The organism is Paucibacter sp. KCTC 42545, from assembly GCF_001477625.1.
Taxonomy (GTDB): domain Bacteria; phylum Pseudomonadota; class Gammaproteobacteria; order Burkholderiales; family Burkholderiaceae_C; genus Paucibacter_A.
On sequence record NZ_CP013692.1, the window covers coordinates 3406665 to 3422779 of the forward strand.

16 protein-coding genes are annotated in these 16115 nt (G+C 63.7%); 12 read left to right on the top strand and 4 right to left on the bottom strand.

The features are described 5' to 3' along the window. Positions 1 to 3 precede the first annotated feature (3 nt). The 4 genes from AT984_RS14760 to AT984_RS14775 are packed head-to-tail and all read left to right on the top strand — an operon-like array spanning position 4 to position 3209. Entirely contained in the window at positions 4 to 600 is a 597-nt protein-coding gene (locus tag AT984_RS14760) for a chemotaxis protein CheW (protein WP_197418113.1), read from the top strand. Positions 601 to 634: 34 nt separating this feature from the next. Beyond that, positions 635 to 1447: a CheR family methyltransferase gene (locus tag AT984_RS14765; RefSeq protein ID WP_058720748.1), complete on the top strand. Its 813-nt coding sequence runs from the start codon at positions 635 to 637 to the stop codon at positions 1445 to 1447. An 18-nt stretch (positions 1448 to 1465) separates the two neighbouring features. Then, positions 1466 to 2065 (top strand): chemotaxis protein CheD, encoded by a 600-nt coding sequence (locus AT984_RS14770; protein ID WP_231741431.1) that lies wholly within the window; start codon positions 1466 to 1468, stop codon positions 2063 to 2065. Positions 2066 to 2099: 34 nt separating this feature from the next. Beyond that, positions 2100 to 3209 (top strand): protein-glutamate methylesterase/protein-glutamine glutaminase, encoded by a 1110-nt coding sequence (locus AT984_RS14775; RefSeq protein WP_058720749.1) that lies wholly within the window; start codon positions 2100 to 2102, stop codon positions 3207 to 3209. Between the two features lie 65 nt (positions 3210 to 3274). Here AT984_RS14775 and AT984_RS14780 read toward each other — a convergent pair whose 3' ends face one another. Next, positions 3275 to 3640, bottom strand: a complete 366-nt coding sequence (locus AT984_RS14780; RefSeq protein ID WP_058720750.1) for a response regulator transcription factor — start codon at positions 3638 to 3640, stop codon at positions 3275 to 3277. A gap of 198 nt (positions 3641 to 3838) precedes the next feature. On the opposite strand from AT984_RS14780, the gene AT984_RS14785 reads away from it, so the two are divergent. The 7 genes from AT984_RS14785 (at position 3839) to AT984_RS14815 (ending at position 11179) form a co-directional block, all read left to right on the top strand. Continuing rightward, positions 3839 to 5383 (top strand): methyl-accepting chemotaxis protein, encoded by a 1545-nt coding sequence (locus AT984_RS14785; RefSeq protein ID WP_197418115.1) that lies wholly within the window; start codon positions 3839 to 3841, stop codon positions 5381 to 5383. Positions 5384 to 5622: 239 nt separating this feature from the next. Further along, a complete protein-coding gene (gene pilB, locus AT984_RS14790) occupies positions 5623 to 7290 on the top strand; it encodes a type IV-A pilus assembly ATPase PilB (RefSeq protein ID WP_082680045.1) in 1668 nt (555 codons plus the stop codon). Between the two features lie 38 nt (positions 7291 to 7328). After that, complete coding sequence (locus tag AT984_RS14795; protein ID WP_058720753.1) at positions 7329 to 8555, top strand: type II secretion system F family protein; 1227 nt, start codon at positions 7329 to 7331, stop codon at positions 8553 to 8555. Between the two features lie 8 nt (positions 8556 to 8563). Then, complete coding sequence (locus AT984_RS14800; RefSeq protein WP_058720754.1) at positions 8564 to 9493, top strand: prepilin peptidase; 930 nt, start codon at positions 8564 to 8566, stop codon at positions 9491 to 9493. Then, positions 9490 to 10095 (top strand): dephospho-CoA kinase, encoded by a 606-nt coding sequence (gene coaE, locus AT984_RS14805; RefSeq protein WP_058720755.1) that lies wholly within the window; start codon positions 9490 to 9492, stop codon positions 10093 to 10095. Before AT984_RS14800 ends, coaE begins: the two co-directional genes overlap by 4 nt. A gap of 113 nt (positions 10096 to 10208) precedes the next feature. Then, on the top strand, positions 10209 to 10964 hold the full coding sequence (zapD, locus tag AT984_RS14810; RefSeq protein WP_058722348.1) for a cell division protein ZapD: 756 nt from the start codon (positions 10209 to 10211) through the stop codon (positions 10962 to 10964). Between the two features lie 11 nt (positions 10965 to 10975). Beyond that, on the top strand, positions 10976 to 11179 hold the full coding sequence (locus AT984_RS14815) for a DNA gyrase inhibitor YacG (protein ID WP_058720756.1): 204 nt from the start codon (positions 10976 to 10978) through the stop codon (positions 11177 to 11179). Here the strand turns inward: AT984_RS14815 and AT984_RS14820 are convergent. The 3 genes from AT984_RS14820 to tal are packed head-to-tail and all read right to left on the bottom strand — an operon-like array spanning position 11168 to position 14375. Next, positions 11168 to 11779 (bottom strand): HAD family hydrolase, encoded by a 612-nt coding sequence (locus AT984_RS14820; protein WP_058720757.1) that lies wholly within the window; start codon positions 11777 to 11779, stop codon positions 11168 to 11170. The two genes, AT984_RS14815 and AT984_RS14820, sit on opposite strands and share 12 nt — an antisense overlap. A 17-nt stretch (positions 11780 to 11796) precedes the next feature. Continuing rightward, on the bottom strand, positions 11797 to 13428 hold the full coding sequence (gene pgi, locus AT984_RS14825; RefSeq protein ID WP_058720758.1) for a glucose-6-phosphate isomerase: 1632 nt from the start codon (positions 13426 to 13428) through the stop codon (positions 11797 to 11799). A 2-nt stretch (positions 13429 to 13430) separates the two neighbouring features. Beyond that, the gene (gene tal / locus AT984_RS14830) at positions 13431 to 14375 is read right to left on the bottom strand and encodes a transaldolase (protein WP_058720759.1); all 945 of its coding nucleotides are present in this window, start codon (positions 14373 to 14375) and stop codon (positions 13431 to 13433) included. 275 nt (positions 14376 to 14650) lie between these two features. On the opposite strand from tal, the gene zwf reads away from it, so the two are divergent. After that, the gene (gene zwf / locus AT984_RS14835) at positions 14651 to 16096 is read left to right on the top strand and encodes a glucose-6-phosphate dehydrogenase (RefSeq protein ID WP_058720760.1); all 1446 of its coding nucleotides are present in this window, start codon (positions 14651 to 14653) and stop codon (positions 16094 to 16096) included. The last annotated feature ends 19 nt before the right edge of the window (positions 16097 to 16115 follow it).

The window sequence follows — 16115 nt, forward strand, 5'->3', positions numbered from 1 at the left end:
GCGATGAACACAGCAACGGGCGCAGCGACGGGAGCAACGATGGGCACTGCGGTGGGGACAAAAGGCCAAGGCGCACCGGCCGACCTCGTGCGAGGCGCCATGGCCGCGCAGGCCAAGGCCGGGCCGATGCAGCAATTGCTGCGCATGGCCGTTGGGCGCGAAACCCTGGTGGTGCCGATCGAGACGGTGCGCGAGATCTTGGAAGTTGGCCGCCTGACCCCGCTGCCGCAAACGCCCGACTTTGTGCGCGGAGTGATGAATCTGCGCGGTGCCGTGGTCCCGGTCATCGATTTGAATGCCCGCTTCGGCTTCGGCCGCACCGAGCTGGGCCGGCGCAGCGCCATCATCGTGGTGGAAGCCAAGGGGGACGATGAACATGGCCGGCTGATCGCCGGCGTGCTGGTGGACGCCGTGTTCGAGGTGCTGGAAGTCGACAGCCAACGCATCGAGCCCGCGCCCACACTGGGCGTGGCGATTGCGGCTGATTTTCTAGCCGGCATGGTCAATGTGCGTGGCAGTTATGCCGCGCTGCTGAATCTCGATCAGGTGCTGTCACCCGCAGCACTGGCGGCCCTGATGTCCGGCGCCCCCAGCGCCTGAACTCACCCACAGCGCCCCCACCGCAGCCGACGCAATGAGCCACCTCTCCCCCCAATCCTTCACGGCGATTACCGATCTGTTTCATCGCATCTCGGGGATCCGCCTCACCGAGGCCAAACACGCCTTGGTGCAAAGCCGCCTGCAAAAACTCGCCGCCGATGCCGGTGAGCCAGACTTGAACAACTTCGTGCAAAAGATGGTGCGTGGCCAGATGCCCGAAAGCATGCTGACCAGCGTGGTGGACAAGCTCACCACCAATGAAACTTACTTCTTTCGCGAACCGGCCCACTTCGAAGACCTGGCGCGCCGGGCCGAAGGCGCTAAAGCCAAAGACAGCAAGAGCGAGTTCCTGGTCTGGAGCGGCGCCTCCTCCTCCGGCGAAGAGGCCTACAGCATCGCCATGGTGCTGGCCGACAAGCTCGGCAGCGGCCCCTGGTCGGTACGCGGCACCGATCTCTCGTCCTCGGTGGTGGCCAGTGCGCGCCGCGGCCTCTACCCGATGGAGCGGGCGCGCGACACCAGCAAGGACTATCTGCGCCGCTTTTGCCTGCGCGGTGAGGGTCCGTACGAAGGCACGCTGCTGATTCAGCGCGAGCTGCGCGCGCGGGTGCGCTTTCAGTGCGCCAATCTGATGCAGCCCCTGCCCGCCGACCTGCCCTTGTTCGATGTGATTTTTCTGCGTAATGTATTGATCTACTTTGATGCTCCGGCCAAGCGTGCCATCGTCAGCCGGGTGATCGAACGACTCAAACCCGGCGGCGTACTCTACCCCGGCCACGCCGAGTCACTGGCGGCGCTGGATTTGCCGCTGAGTGCCATTGCACCGGCCATCTACCAACATGCTTGACCCCAGGGTGATGATGAAATGACCAAGCCCTTCGTCCGCCCCCCCGCGCCGCCCAGCGGGGCCGCGCCAAAACGCGCCATGGCGCCAAGCGCGCCAGCGGCAGCGGCTGTACCCGCCGCACCCGGAGCGCCGGGCGCATCCGCCATCCTGGTCCCCAAGGTCCTGCACCTGATGCCCGGGCAGTGGCACTTCGGCCAGGGCCTGCAATTGCGCACGCTGCTGGGTTCTTGCGTAGCCATCACGCTGTGGCATCCCCACAAACGGATCGGCGGCATGTGCCACTTCCTGCTGCCCTCGCGCACCTCGCGCGGCCAGGCACCGCTGGACGGGCGCTACGGCGACGAAGCAGTGGAATTGCTGCTGCAATCCATCAAGCAAAGCGGCGCCCAGCCCAAGGACTTTCTGGCCCATCTGTATGGCGGCGCCGACACCATGCCCGACGGCGCTAACGTCAAATTCAATGTGGGCCAGCGCAATATCGAACGTGGCTGGGCCTTGATCGACCAGCACGGCTTTCAGCTGCAGGACGTTGATGTGGGCGACTTTGTCCCCCGCACCGTGACCCTGGACCTGCCCAGCGGCAAGGTCGAGATCAAGCGCGGCGCCGCGTCCAGATAGGCCAAGTCAAAACTACTCAACGGGGAGTTCATCAATGAGCCAAGCGCTGCGGGTTGCCGTGATTGATGACTCCGCCGTGGTGCGCAAGCATCTGGCCGGCCTGCTCGAAGCGGCCGGCATCCGGGTCACCATCACCGCCAGCGACCCCTTGTTTGCCTGGCCCAAGCTGGAAGCGGCCTGGCCCGATGTAATCGTGCTGGATGTGGAAATGCCGCGCATGGATGGCATCAGCTTTCTCAAGCGCCTGATGCGCGAGCACCCGATGCCGGTGGTGATGTGCTCCACCCTCACCGAGGCCGGCTGTGAAACCACCATGCAGGCGCTGGCAGCCGGAGCGGTGGGCTTTGTCACCAAGCCCAAGCTCGGGCTGCGCGACTTTCTCGAAGACCCCGGCAACGGCCTGGTCGGCATGGTGCGGGCCGCTGCGCGGGCCAATGTGCGGGTCATGCCGATTGCCGCTGAAAGCGCGCCCGCTAGCCCGCCCGGTAGCGCCAAGCCGAGCGCAGCCGCCAGCTTGGCGAGCAGCCTGAGCAACAGTTTCACCAGCAATGCGGCCATGGCCGAAACCACCGACCGGGTGATCGCCTTTGGCAGCTCAACCGGCGGCGTGCAAACCATCGAGGCGGTGCTGCGCCAACTCCCGCGCACCATGCCGGGCATCGTGCTGGTGCAACACATGCCCGAGAAGTTCACGCAGTCCTTCGCGGCCCGGCTCAACAGCATGAGTGAGCTGGAGGTGCTGGAAGCCAAGGACGGCGACCGCGTCATCAACGGCCGGGTATTGGTGGCGCCCGGCGGGCGGCATATGCAGCTGCGGCGCAGCGGTGCGCAGTATGTGGTGGAAGTGCGCGACGGCCCGCTGGTCAACCACCACAAGCCTTCGGTGGATGTGCTGTTCAAGTCGGTGGCGCAATGCGCGGGCCGCAATGCCATCGGCGCTATCTTCACCGGCATGGGGGAAGACGGCGCCCGCGGCCTGCTAGAGATGCGCAAAGCCGGTGCCACCACCCTGGCGCAGGACGAGGCCAGCTGCGTGGTCTACGGCATGCCCAAGGCCGCGGCGGAGATGGGGGCCGCCCAACATGTGGTGGCCTTGTCGGCCATGCCGGCCGCCCTGCTCAGGTTATGCAGCCAAGGGGTATGAGCATCTTGCGCACTTGCCGCGCCATGCAGAGCCCGGCCTCTAGGCAGGCAAACTCGAAGCCGAATTCAGCGGATCACTTTGCCAATCACCTTCATCAACTCCAAGGGACTGAAGGGCTTGATCAAGTACTCATCCGCGCCGGCCTGCAGGCCCGCTTGGCGGTCGGCTTCCTGGCCGCGCGCGGTCAGCAAAATGACCTTGGTGCGCTTGAGCGCAGCGTCAGACTTGATGCGCTGGCAAACCTGCAAACCATTCAAACCGCCCGGCATCATCACGTCCAGCAAGATCAGGTCCGGGCGGAAACTGGCGGCCTTGCGCAGACCTTCATCGCCATTGGGCGCTTCCTGAATGTCGTAGTCGTCAAACTCAAGCGTTACGCGGATCAGCTCTCGAATCTCTTCCTGATCTTCGACGATGAGAATCTTCTTCACGATTTACACCCCATGGCAGTGATGACGCTCGCCCATGATGCCTGATCGCGGCGCAGTAGTGGGCAGAAAAGCACGCGAATTGCTGCCACTCGCTTGCACACGGCATGGCAAAGAACGTACAAACTAGGCGGATATTGTGTGCGGCCCCGCTTGCCGAGTTGCGCACCCACCGCCCGCGTCCTGAGGATGGTCACCCGCATGAACAACCCTGCTCTTCTGAACAGTAATCGGCGCCAGGATCTCACCATGCTGGTGGTGGTGGTGGTCAATGCCTTGTTGTGCCTGGGCCTGGGCTTTTACAACCAGGCCACGAGCTTGGCACTGCTGGTCAGCATCCCCTGCTTGATTGCCTGTGGCTTGGCTTATCACTTCTGGGGCGGCAGCCTCAATAGCCGTCTGCTGCTGGCCACCGTGCTGGTCATTCTGGTGGCGCTCCAATTGCAGATCACCAAAGGGTCAAGCTCCATCCATGCCAATGTCTACATCAGCCTTTGTCTGCTACTGCCTTATTGCGACTGGCGGGTGATTGCCTATATGGGCAGCCTGCTAGCCGCCCACCACCTGGGCACGCAAGCGCTGAGCACGGCCGACTACCCACTCTACGTCCATGCGACGGGCGAACGCTGGGGCCACTTTGCTGACCTGGGCTTTCTGCTTGTACTCTGCGCCTTCTTGATCAACGCCGCCAAGTATCTGCAAAAGCGCGCCGGCGAAACCTTCGAGATGGCGTTTCTGGTCAATGCCATGGGCCAAGAGGGCCCAATCCGACTCAACCTCGACGCCGTGCGCACCGCCTCCAAGACGGGTGGCCGGCTCCGCGATGTGCAGCAGCGCATGGCCGCAGCCCTGCGCCTGGTGCGCGAGGCGCTTTTCAGCATGCACAAGGCGGCCGAGGAAGTGGGCCACACCAGCGGCGAGCTGCTGTCACGCACCGACCGCACAGCCAATGGGCTGAAAGACGCGGCCATGAGCCTGGAGCAAATCACCATGATCGTGCAGGCCAGCGCGCAGGCGTCGAAAGAAGCGCTGGAGCTGTCCAAAGCATCGTCGACCATGGCCACTCAGGGCGGCGCGGTGGTGTCGCAAATGGTCAGCACCATGCAGGAGATTGAGCAGTCCTCGCGCAAGATCACCGACATCACGGCGGTGATCGACGCGATTGCCTTTCAGACCAATATCCTGGCCCTGAATGCTGCCGTGGAAGCCGCCCGTGCGGGCGAGCAAGGGCGCGGCTTTGCTGTGGTGGCCAGCGAGGTGCGGCGCTTGGCCGGCCGCTCGGCCGAAGCGGCCAAGGAGATCAAGGGCTTGATCTCGGCCTCGCTGGAAACGGTCGAGCGCGGCGCCAAGCTGGCCGATGAGGCGGGCTCCACCATGGTGGATTTGGTGGCCTCGGTGAAGCGGGTCGGCGATGTCTTCGACAGCCTGACCGCCGACAACTCCGAACATGCCCAAGGCCTGGAGGTGGTGGCCGCCTCGGTCAAAGAGTTGGATGAAGTGACCCGGCAAAATGTCCATGTGGCCGAGCGCTCTGGGGAAATCGCCCATGAACTGCTGGAGCAAGCCGTGGCCCTGGCCGAGGTGCTGAGCACCTTCCGCCTCGGTGACGACGCGGCGGTGGCAGACTTTTTGGTGGCCGCGCAAGCCGCGGTGGCAGCCGCGGCGGCGGCGCGGGCCAGCGTCGCCGCACGGGTGGAGAGCGGGCCTATCCAAAGCCATGCAGGTTCGAATGTGGACTTTTTCTAGAGCTAAACCGTGCCGCCTGAGCGCGACCCAGTCGCTCAGTCAGAGGCAAATCGTGCGCTAGCGCACACTTTGCAACAGGCAGTAAGGGCGCCACGGTTTACAGTGCCGCACTGACGCCCCAGCGCCACACCCCTTCAACTTGGGGCTGGACAGCCCTCAACAAACAGCAAAGACAGAGACTCTTCGTGGAACCCACCCTGGCCGAGCCGCCTCAATCCGCCCTCTCGGGCGTAGCACGCATGCTGGTGCATGCGGGCAAGCTGCCGCAAAAGCAGGCCGAGGAGCTGATGCGGCAGGCTCGCGAGAAGAAGACCAGCTTCGTCAATGCGGTCATCGCGGCGGGCACGCTCAGCTCGGCCGAGCTGGCGCACACCTTGTCAACAGCGCTGTCGCTGCCGCTGCTGGACATCAGCGCCATGGATGTGCAGCGCATGCCGCGCGACATCGTCGACACCAAGCTAGCCCAGCAGTACCAGATCGTGGTGCTGGGCCGACGCGGCAACCGGCTCTTCATCGGCGGCGCCGACCCGACCGATCAGGACGTGGTCGAGCGCATCAAGTTCGCCACCCAACTCAGCCCCGAATGGGTGATCGTCGAGCACGACAAGCTCAGCCGCATGCTGCAGGGTTCGGCCGCCAGCGCCAGCGAGGCGCTAGACCAACTCGCCGGCGGCGATTTTGAGTTCGACATCACCGACGAGGAAAACGCGCCCCCGCAAGAAGCCGCCGAATTGGCCGATGTGGAAGACGCGCCGGTGGTGCGCTTCCTGCAGAAAATGTTGGTGGACGCCATCAATCTGCGCGCCTCGGACTTGCATTTCGAGCCCTACGAGTTCCATTACCGCGTGCGCTTCCGGGTCGACGGAGAGCTGCGCGAAATCACCCAACCGCCCATTGCCATCAAGGACAAGCTGGCCTCGCGCATCAAGGTGCTGTCGCGCCTGGACATCGCCGAGCGCCGCATCCCGCAAGATGGACGCATGAAGCTCAAGTTCGGCGCCAAGGCGATCGACTTCCGGATCTCCACCTTGCCGACCCTGTTCGGCGAGAAGATCGTGATCCGTATTCTTGACCCGTCCTCCGCCAAGCTGGGCATTGACGCCCTGGGCTACGAGAAGATTGAGAAAGACCGCTTGCTGGCCGCCATCGCGCGGCCCTACGGCATGGTGCTGGTCACCGGCCCGACCGGTTCGGGCAAGACAGTGTCGCTGTACACCTGCTTGAACATCCTGAACCAGCCGGGCGTCAACATATCTACCGTCGAAGATCCGGCCGAAATCAACTTGCCTGGCATCAACCAGGTGAACGTGAATGACAAGGCCGGCCTGGGCTTCTCGGCAGCGCTGAAGTCCTTCCTGCGCCAGGATCCCGACATCATCATGGTCGGTGAAATTCGCGACCTGGAGACAGCCGATATCGCCATCAAGGCCGCGCAAACCGGCCATATGGTGATGTCCACCCTGCACACCAATGACGCACCCAAGACGCTCAGCCGTTTGCTGAATATGGGCGTGGCGCCCTTCAACATCGCCTCCAGCGTCTTGCTGATCACGGCCCAGCGCCTGGTGCGGCGGCTGTGCGAAAACTGCAAGGCGCCGGCCGAATATCCGCGCGACGCTTTACTGCGCGCCGGATTTGCCGAAGAAGAGTTGGATGGTTCGTGGAAGCAGTACCGCGCCGTGGGCTGCGCCAATTGCACCAATGGCTACCGCGGTCGGGTTGGCCTCTACCAAGTCATGCCCATCACCGAGCCGATCCAGCGCATCATCCTGGCCGAAGGCTCGGCCATGGACATCGCTGTACAAGCCCAGCAAGAAGGCGTGCGCGACTTGCGGCAGTTCGGCTTGGTCAAGGTGCGCGCGGGCGTGACCACCCTGGAAGAAGTGCTTGCCGCAACAAATGAATAATTCGAACCGCAACAGGCATTGCGGTTCCCGGAGGTGATATGGCGACATCGACAACAACAGCGGCCAAACGAACGAGTGAGTTCACCTATGAGTGGGAGGGCAAGGACCGCAATGGCAAACTGGTCCGCGGGGAAATCCGCGCCGGTGGCGAGGCCATGGTCAGCGCCCAGCTGCGCCGCCAGGGCATTCTGGTCAACAAGGTCAAGAAGCGCCGCGTCAGCGGTGGCAAGTCGATCACGCAAAAAGACATTGCCGTCTTCACGCGCCAACTGGCCACCATGATGCGCGCCGGTGTGCCCTTGCTGCAGTCCTTCGAGATCGTCGGCCGAGGCAGCACCAACCCGCGCCTGACTCGCCTGCTCAACGACATCCGCGGCGATGTGGAAACAGGCACCAGCTTGTCCACCTCCTTGCGCAAGCATCCGATGTACTTCGACGCGCTGTACTGCAATCTGGTCGAAGCCGGTGAAGCCGCCGGTATCTTGGAAGCGCTGCTGGACCGCTTGGCCATCTACCAAGAAAAAACGGTGGCATTGAAGAACAAGATCAAGTCAGCGCTGACCTACCCCATCGGCGTCTTGGTCGTGGCCTTCGTCGTGGTGGCCGTGATCATGATCTTCGTGGTGCCTGCGTTTGAGGATGTGTTCAAGTCCTTCGGCGCCGAACTGCCCGCGCCGACGATGATGGTGATCGCCATGTCGAAGTTCTTCGTCTCCTACTGGTGGGCGATCTTCAGCACCATCGGCGGCGGCATCTACTTCTTCATCCAGTCCTGGAAGCGCTCGGTCAATATGCAAAAAGCCATGGATCGCTTACTGCTGAAGATCCCGGTTTTCGGTGACCTGCTCTACAAATCCGCCGTGGCGCGCTGGACCCGCACCTTGTCGACCATGTTCGCCGCCGGCGTGCCACTGGTGGAAGCGCTTGACTCGGTGGGCGGCGCCGCCGGCAATGCCGTGTTTGCCGAAGCGACCGAGAAGATTCAGCGCGATGTGTCCACCGGTACCGCGCTGACCACCTCGATGACCGCCACCGGCATCTTCCCCACCATGGTCTTGCAGATGGCGGCCATCGGTGAGGAATCCGGCTCGCTCGACCACATGCTGTCCAAATCGGCCGAGTTCTACGAGGACGAGGTGGACGAGGCCGTCAAAGCCCTGTCCAGCCTGATGGAGCCCTTCATCATCGTGATCCTGGGCACCATCATCGGCGGCATCGTGGTCGCCATGTATCTGCCCATCTTCAAGCTCGGCCAGGTGGTCTAAAAATAGCTATGTCCGCAGAAATCGAATTCCTCTTGTCGCCCTGGGTGTTGGGCGTGCTGGGCCTGTGCGTGGGCAGCTTTCTCAATGTCGTCATCCATCGCCTGCCTTTGATGATGGAGCGGCAATGGCTGGCCGAGGCCGCCCACACCCTCAGCGACGGCGCCGAGCTGGCTCGCGCCGCCGCCTGCCCCAAGGCCGAGGCCGACAAGCTGGCTGCCGCTTGCACCAATCTCTCCACCCAGCTTGAAAAGCTGCCGCATCTGGGTATTGCCACGCCGCGCTCGCGCTGCCCGTCTTGCGGCCACCAACTGGCCTGGCATGAAAACATGCCGCTGCTGGGCTGGTTGCGCCTGGGAGGCAAATGCAGCAAGTGCAAGAGTGCCATCTCGATGCGCTACCCGCTGATCGAACTCGCCACCGGCGCGCTCTTCGCCGCCCTCTCCTGGCGCTTTGGCGCCCAGCCGACCACGCTGCTGTGGTGCGGCTTTGCTGCGGCGCTGCTGGCCCTGGCGGCGATCGACTGGGACACCACCTTGCTGCCCGATGCGATCAACCAGCCGCTGCTGTGGGCCGGCTTGGCCGCCGCCTTGCTTGGCTACACCATCCCGCTCGACGCGGCCATGATCGGTGCGCTGGTGGGATACCTGTCGCTGTGGTCGATCTACTGGCTGTTCAAGCTGCTGACCGGCAAAGAGGGCATGGGCTACGGCGACTTCAAGCTGCTGGCGGCCCTGGGCGCATGGCTGGGTTGGCAAATGATTCTGCCCATCGTGCTGGGCGCCTCGCTGATCGGCGCCATCGTCGGCATCGGCATGAAGATGAATGCCAAGCTGCGCGAAGGCCGCTACGTGCCCTTCGGCCCCTTCCTGGCGGGCGGCGGCTTTGTGGTGCTGTTTGCCGGCGCCCCACGGGTGCTGGGCTGGCTCGGCTGGGCATGAGTCGCCGGGCCAACGCCCTTCAGATTGGCCTGACCGGCGGCATCGGCAGCGGCAAGAGCACGGTGGCACGCTTGCTGGCTCAGGCCGGCGCCACGGTGATTGACACCGACGCCATTGCCCGATCACTGACCCTGCCCCAGGGCGCGGCGATGCCCGCACTGCAAACCGCTTTTGGGCCGGACGCCGTGGCCGCAGATGGCAGCCTGGACCGTGCCTGGATGCGCCAGCAAGCCTTTGCCGACAGCAGCGTCAAGCAACGCCTGGAAGCGATCTTGCACCCCCTGATTGGCGCCGAGACCGAACGCCAAGCGGCAGCGGCCACCAGCAGTTGCATCGTCTTCGACGTGCCCCTGCTGGTCGAGTCCGGTCGTTGGCGGCAGCGCGTGGATCGCGTGCTGGTGGTGGACTGCGAAGAAGAAACACAAATCAGCCGCGTGATGGCGCGCAATGGCTGGGAGCGCGCCGCCGTGCAAGCCGTGCTGGCCCAGCAGGCCACGCGTGCGGCCCGGCGCGCCTGCGCCGATGCGGTGCTGTTCAACGAGCAATTGCCGCTGCCTGCGCTTGAAAAGCAAGTCCTGACCCTCGCCAAACGCTGGTTCTGAGCGGTGCCGGCGGCGCGAGCCGCTCAGGCTGTGAAACAATCACGCTCAATCACCTGCGCCGCACATTGCTGCAGCAGGACTCGCCTTCACGCTGATCGATAGGGATGGCCGCCTTGGTCCTATACGAATATCCGTTCAACGAAAGCATCCGCACGATGCTCAGACTGGAGCATCTGTTCGACCGCCTCGGTCAACTGATGGAGCGTGACTCCCCGCTCGACCACCATTTCGCCCTGGTTTCGGTGTTCGAAATCATGGACGTGGCCTCGCGTGCCGACCTCAAGTCTGACCTGCTCAAGGAGCTGGAACGCCACAAGGCCCAGCTCAATAGCTACCGCGGCAACCCCGGCGTATCGGAAGACGCGCTGGACCAAGTCGTCGCGCGCATCGACCATGCGTTTGAGGGCCTCAACAAGCTGGTCGGCAAGGCCGGCGCCTCACTCACCAGCAATGAGTGGCTGATGAGCATTCGCAGCCGCATCAGCATTCCCGGTGGCACTTGTGAGTTTGACCTGCCGGCCTACTACACCTGGCAGCAATTCCTGCCGGTGCGCCGCCGCAAGGATTTGATGCAGTGGACCGAGACCCTGATGCCGCTGGCCGAAGCCCTGCAAGTGCTGCTGGGCCTGCTGCGCGATTCGGGCTCGCCACACAAAGTGGCGGCCGGCAACGGCCAGTTCCAGCAAAGCCTGCCGGCCGGGCGGGTGTTCCAATTGCTGCGCATGCGCATTGACCCCAGCCTGGGCCTGATTCCCGAGATCAGCGGCCACCGCCTGATGGTGTCGATCCGCCTGATGCGCCAAGACGAAGAAGGCCGGCTCAAACCGGCCCAGCAAGACGCCAGCTTCGAGCTGACCCTGTGTTCCTGAAAGAAAGTCCCATGACCAGCCCCCGCATCGTGCGCTGCCCCACTTGTGGTGGCGACAGTGTTTTCGCCCCCAGCAATACCTGGCGGCCTTTTTGCAGCGAACGCTGCCGCCAAATCGACCTGGGCGCCTGGGCCAGCGAGAGTTTCCGCGTCGAAACCACGCCGCCCTTGGAAGACCTGGACCCGGACGCCCTGCCGCCCGATTTACAGCATTAATTGACCAAGCTGCGGCCGCACGGCATCAGCGGTCGTAAACAGCAGCGCCTGCCATCCCAAGGCCTTGGCGGCCTCGATATTGACCGGGTGATCATCCAGGAACAGGCAGCTTTGCGGCGCCACGCCAAAGCGCTGGCTGGCCAACGCAAAGATCTCGGGCATGGGCTTGGACAGCTTCACCCGGCCCGAAAACACCCCGGCTTCGAACCAGTCGTGTAGCGGGTAGTGACGCTCCAAATGATCGGCATAGGGCTCGGGCATATTCGACAAATAGAACAGCCGGTGCCCGGCGCGCTTGAGCTCTTCAATCAGCGCCACGGTCTGCGGCAAGACCTGCAACTCATCCGGCACGGCCGCCACCACCTGCGCCACCTCGGCCGCAGGCCAGCCGGTGCGCGCGGCGATGCGCTCAATCACCGTGGGGGCGTCGATCAATCCTTGATCAAAAGCGCCCCAGTCGCCGCTGTAGTTCTGGAAGAACTCAGCCGCTACCGCCGCGGCTTGCTCGGCGTCAGCCGCACGATGCGGCCAGACGCGTGCCAGAAAGGTGGCCGGGTGCCAGCGAAACAGCACGCCGCCGAAGTCAAAAACAATATTCATATCGATCTAGGTTTGCTCTACTTGGCCAGCAGGTGGCGCAACAAGCCGGCGGTCGAGCCGTCCAGCCCGGCGCCGTCGCCGCTGCTCAGGCGCGGCAAGAGCTGGCCGCACAAGGCCTTGCCCAATTCCACGCCCCATTGGTCAAAGCTGTTGATGCCCCACAAGGCGCCACTGACAAACACCCGGTGCTCGTAAAGCGCGATCAAGGCGCCGAGTGACTGCGGCGTTAGCGCATCCAGCACCAAGGTCGTGCTGGGGCGGTTGCCAGGGAAGCTGCGATGGCGGGCCAGGGTTTCCGGTGCCATGGTCTGCGAAGCGGTGGGCGCCTTTTCTGCCAAGGCTTCTTCAAAGCGCTTGCCCTGCATCAGGGCTTGCGATTGCGCCAGGCAGTTGGCCAGCAACTTCTGATGTTGATCTTGCAGGCAAGCGGCCAATTCGCCCCTCACATGCGCGCCGAAATTGGGCGTCTTGACGGCGATGAATTCCACCGGGATCACATCCGTGCCCTGGTGCAGCATCTGGAAATAGGCATGCTGACCGTTGGTGCCCGCCTCACCCCAGACCACCGGGCTGGTGGCATAGGGCAAGGCCTGACCCTCGCGGTCCACGCCCTTGCCGTTGCTTTCCATCTCCAGCTGCTGCAGATAAGCCGGCAGGCGCTTCAAGCCCTGGTGATAAGGCGCCACGCTGCGGCTGCTGAAGCCGTGGAAGTTGCGGTACCAAACGTCCAGCAAACCCAGCAGCACCGGCAGGTTTTGCGCCAGCGGCGTGTGGGCAAAATGCTCGTCCATCGCATGGGCGCCCGCCAGCAAAGCGCGGAAGTTCTCGGCGCCGATGGCGACGGCAATCGGCAGGCCGATCACCGACCACAGGGAATAGCGCCCACCCACCCAGTCCCAGAAGCCAAAGGTGGTGCTGATGCCAAAGGCCGCAGCGGCGGCCACATTGCTGCTGGTGGCGACGAAGTGCTTGGCAATATCGCTGCCGCCGTTGGCCAGGAACCAAGCCTTGGCGGCCTGCGCATTGGCCAAGGTCTCCTGGGTGGTGAAGGTCTTGGAGGCGATCACGAACAAGGTGCTGGCGGGCTTGAGATCCCGCAGCACCGGGGCCAGGTCATGCCCATCCACGTTCGAGACGAAATGCAGCTTCAAACCCGGCTGGGTAAAGGACTGCAAGGCACCCACCACCATGGCCGGGCCAAGGTCGCTGCCGCCGATGCCGATGTGAACCACATCGGTGATGCCGCTCTTGGCTTGGGCGCGCACGCTCTCGGCAAAGGCCAGCATGGCCGCCAGGGAAGTTTGCACCTCATCGCTGAACAGGCCCTGGCCCGCTGGGGCGCGCAGGGCCGTGTGCAGCACGGCGCGGCCCTCGGTCAGATTGATGGGCGCGCCGGCGAACAGCGCCTCACGTTGTGATTCCAGGCCGACGTCACGGGCCAGTTGCAGCAGCAAGTCCAGGGTCGCGGCATCGATGCGGTTCTTGGACAGATCGGCAAAGACTTCCGGCGCCTGGAAGCTCCAGTCGGCGAAGCGCTGCGCGCCCTGGGCCGCGAAGGCCTCGCGCACATCAAAGGCTTGGCCTCGGGTCTTGAACTCGGCTTGCAACAGGCCCCAGGCGGGGCTTTGATCACAACGCGAAACACTCATCGTCAACTCACAATCATCTGATCCAGCTTGGCCGAGTCCACGGCGAAGAGGCGGATGCCTTCGGCCAACTTCTCGGTGGCCATGGCATCTTGGTTGAGGGCAAAGCGGAAGCCCGCTTCGTCGAATGAAACCGGGGCAATGTCAGCAGCACGGGCGGCGTCGGCGTCCAGCGCGCGCAGCAACGGCGCCTCGCTGGCCTGCAGCTGGGCCAGCAAGTCGGGGCTGATGGTCAGCAGATCGCAGCCGGCCAGGGCCTGAATCTGGCCCACATTGCGGAAGCTGGCACCCATCACCTCGGTGGCGATGCCGTGCTTCTTGAAGTAGTTGTAGATCTGCGCCACCGACTTGACGCCGGGGTCGTTCACGCCGCTGCTGGCGGCCTCGTCCCAAGCTGCGCCGGCGCTCTTTTTGTACCAGTCATAGATGCGGCCCACAAAAGGCGAGATCAGCTGAATGCCGGCCGTGCCGCAGGCAACCGCCTGGCAGAAGGAGAACAGCAGCGTCAGATTGCAATGGATGCCTTCGCGCTCCAGTTCGGCGGCGGCTTGAATGCCTTCCCAGGTGGCGGCGATCTTGATCAGCACGCGCTCGCGGCCAATGCCGGCGGCTTCGTACAAGGCCATGATGCGGCGTGCGCGCGCCACGGTGGCGGCAGCGTCAAAGCTCAGGCGGGCGTCCACTTCGGTGGAGACGCGGCCGGGCACGACCTTGAGGATTTCCAGACCAAAGCGCACCAGCACATGGTCCACCACTTCGTCCAAGGGCTTGCCGGCATGGGCGGCAACCGTGTCCTTCAGCAAAGGCGCGTAGTCGGCCGACTGCACGGCTTTGAGAATCAGCGAAGGATTGGTGGTCGCGTCACGCGGCGCGAATTGCGCCAGCTGCAGAAAGTTGCCGGTGTCGGCAACCACGGTGGTGAAGGACTTGAGTTGGTCGAGTTGATTCATGGCCGTAGCTCGAGGTTTGAGGGGAATCCCGTATTAGAACCGTTCCGGCAAGAACCGGCCGCGCGCCGCAGCATGGCAGCTGATGCTTGGTTACAGCGCGAAATTCAGGAAAACCCCCATGAAATCTGTCAACTGGGCCAGCCACATTGACCGAATCACGAAACTGCGGCATCATAATTCCAGAAACTTTGTTACATCAACAAAACATTGCGCCAGTCCTTTCCTCGCACCGGCGCGCTTCACCGTCACCCCTCTCACGGCTTCGGCACCTAGCTATGTCATTCGACCTCGTATTCTTTGGCGGCACCGGCGATCTCACATGGAGAAAGCTCATGCCCGCCCTGTTCCAGGCCTTCCGCCACGGCAAGCTGCCGGCCGGCGGACGCATCCTGGCCGTGGCCCGCGACGAGATGCCCGACGAGCAATACCGCCAATGGCTGAAAGAGCGCTTCCAGGAAGTGGACGGTTCCAAGCGCCCCAGCGATGAAGAGTTCGAACAATTCGCCGCCCTGCTGCATTACCGCCGCATGGACTTGTCGCAGCCCGAGCATTACCAGCGCCTGAAGGACTGGCTGGATGAGCGCCAGGCCGACACCGTGGTGCTGTATCTGGCCACCAGCCCGCACCTGTTCACGCAGATCTGCCAGCAGCTGGGCGCCGTTGGCCTGAATCACGAGCGCGTGCGCGTGGTGCTGGAAAAGCCGCTCGGCCACGACCTGGCCAGTGCGCAAGAAATCAACCAAGTGGTGCGCTCGGTGTTCAAGGAAGAACAAGCCTTCCGCATCGACCATTACCTGGGCAAGCCTTCGGTGCAGAATTTGATGGCCCTGCGCTTTGGCAATGCCTTGTTCGAGCCCCTGTGGCGGCGCGAAAGCATTGCCAACATCCAGATCACCTTGGCCGAACGCCTGGGCGTGGGCACACGCGGCGCCTTCTACAACGAGACCGGCGCCCTGCGCGACATGATTCAAAACCATGCGCTGCAGTTGCTGACCATGATCGCGATGGAGCCGCCCTCGACCAACGATGCCGATGCCATCCGCGACGAAAAGCTCAAGGTGCTGCGCTCGCTCAAGCCCTTCACCGCCGAGAGCGTGGCGCGCGATGTGGTGCGCGGCCAATACCGTGCCGGCAATATTGATGGCCAAGCCGTCAACGGCTATCTGGACGAAGGCAAGGTGCCGGCCGACAGCCCATGCGAGACCTTTGTGGCCCTGCGCACCGAGGTGCAGAACTGGCGCTGGGCCGGCGTACCCTTTTATCTGCGCACCGGCAAGCGCCTGGCCGAGCGTGATGCGCAAATCGTCATCAACTTCCGCCCCGTGCCTCACCCGATCTTCCCTGGCACCAATCAGGCCAACCGCCTGGTGATCAAGCTGCAACCCGAAGATGGGCTGGAGTTGCAATTGCTAGCGGCCAAGGGCGGTGCCCACGGCGAGGCGCTGGCGCCTGTGTCGTTGGACCTGGACTTTGACAAAGCCTTCGCCAGCAACCGCGTCGGCGCCTATGAACGCCTGCTGCTCGATGCGATCGCCGGCCGACTCAACCTCTTCGTGCGCAGCGATGAGCAGGAACAAGCCTGGCGCTGGGTGGAACCGATTCTGGACGCCTGGAAGCACGACAACACCGGCCCGCGTCCCTACAGCGCCGGCTCCTGGGGCCCGGCGGCCTCCAGCGCCCTGGTGGCGCGGGATGGCTTTGCCTGGGGAGAAGAAGAGTGAGGACGCTTGTGAGCCAGCC

What these genes read in the sequence shown, in the direction of transcription:
- pgi (WP_058720758.1), bottom strand. Translation starts at nt 13,428, where the DNA reads ATGAGTGTTTCGCGTTGTGATCAAAGCCCCGCCTGGGGCCTGTTGCAA.
- tal (WP_058720759.1), bottom strand. Translation starts at nt 14,375, where the DNA reads ATGAATCAACTCGACCAACTCAAGTCCTTCACCACCGTGGTTGCCGAC.
- AT984_RS14765 (WP_058720748.1), top strand. Translation starts at nt 635, where the DNA reads ATGAGCCACCTCTCCCCCCAATCCTTCACGGCGATTACCGATCTGTTT.
- AT984_RS14775 (WP_058720749.1), top strand. Translation starts at nt 2,100, where the DNA reads ATGAGCCAAGCGCTGCGGGTTGCCGTGATTGATGACTCCGCCGTGGTG.
- AT984_RS14770 (WP_231741431.1), top strand. Translation starts at nt 1,466, where the DNA reads ATGACCAAGCCCTTCGTCCGCCCCCCCGCGCCGCCCAGCGGGGCCGCG.
- AT984_RS14820 (WP_058720757.1), bottom strand. Translation starts at nt 11,779, where the DNA reads ATGAATATTGTTTTTGACTTCGGCGGCGTGCTGTTTCGCTGGCACCCG.
- coaE (WP_058720755.1), top strand. Translation starts at nt 9,490, where the DNA reads ATGAGTCGCCGGGCCAACGCCCTTCAGATTGGCCTGACCGGCGGCATC.
- AT984_RS14815 (WP_058720756.1), top strand. Translation starts at nt 10,976, where the DNA reads ATGACCAGCCCCCGCATCGTGCGCTGCCCCACTTGTGGTGGCGACAGT.
- zwf (WP_058720760.1), top strand. Translation starts at nt 14,651, where the DNA reads ATGTCATTCGACCTCGTATTCTTTGGCGGCACCGGCGATCTCACATGG.
- AT984_RS14760 (WP_197418113.1), top strand. Translation starts at nt 4, where the DNA reads ATGAACACAGCAACGGGCGCAGCGACGGGAGCAACGATGGGCACTGCG.
- pilB (WP_082680045.1), top strand. Translation starts at nt 5,623, where the DNA reads ATGCTGGTGCATGCGGGCAAGCTGCCGCAAAAGCAGGCCGAGGAGCTG.
- AT984_RS14800 (WP_058720754.1), top strand. Translation starts at nt 8,564, where the DNA reads ATGTCCGCAGAAATCGAATTCCTCTTGTCGCCCTGGGTGTTGGGCGTG.
- AT984_RS14785 (WP_197418115.1), top strand. Translation starts at nt 3,839, where the DNA reads ATGAACAACCCTGCTCTTCTGAACAGTAATCGGCGCCAGGATCTCACC.
- AT984_RS14795 (WP_058720753.1), top strand. Translation starts at nt 7,329, where the DNA reads ATGGCGACATCGACAACAACAGCGGCCAAACGAACGAGTGAGTTCACC.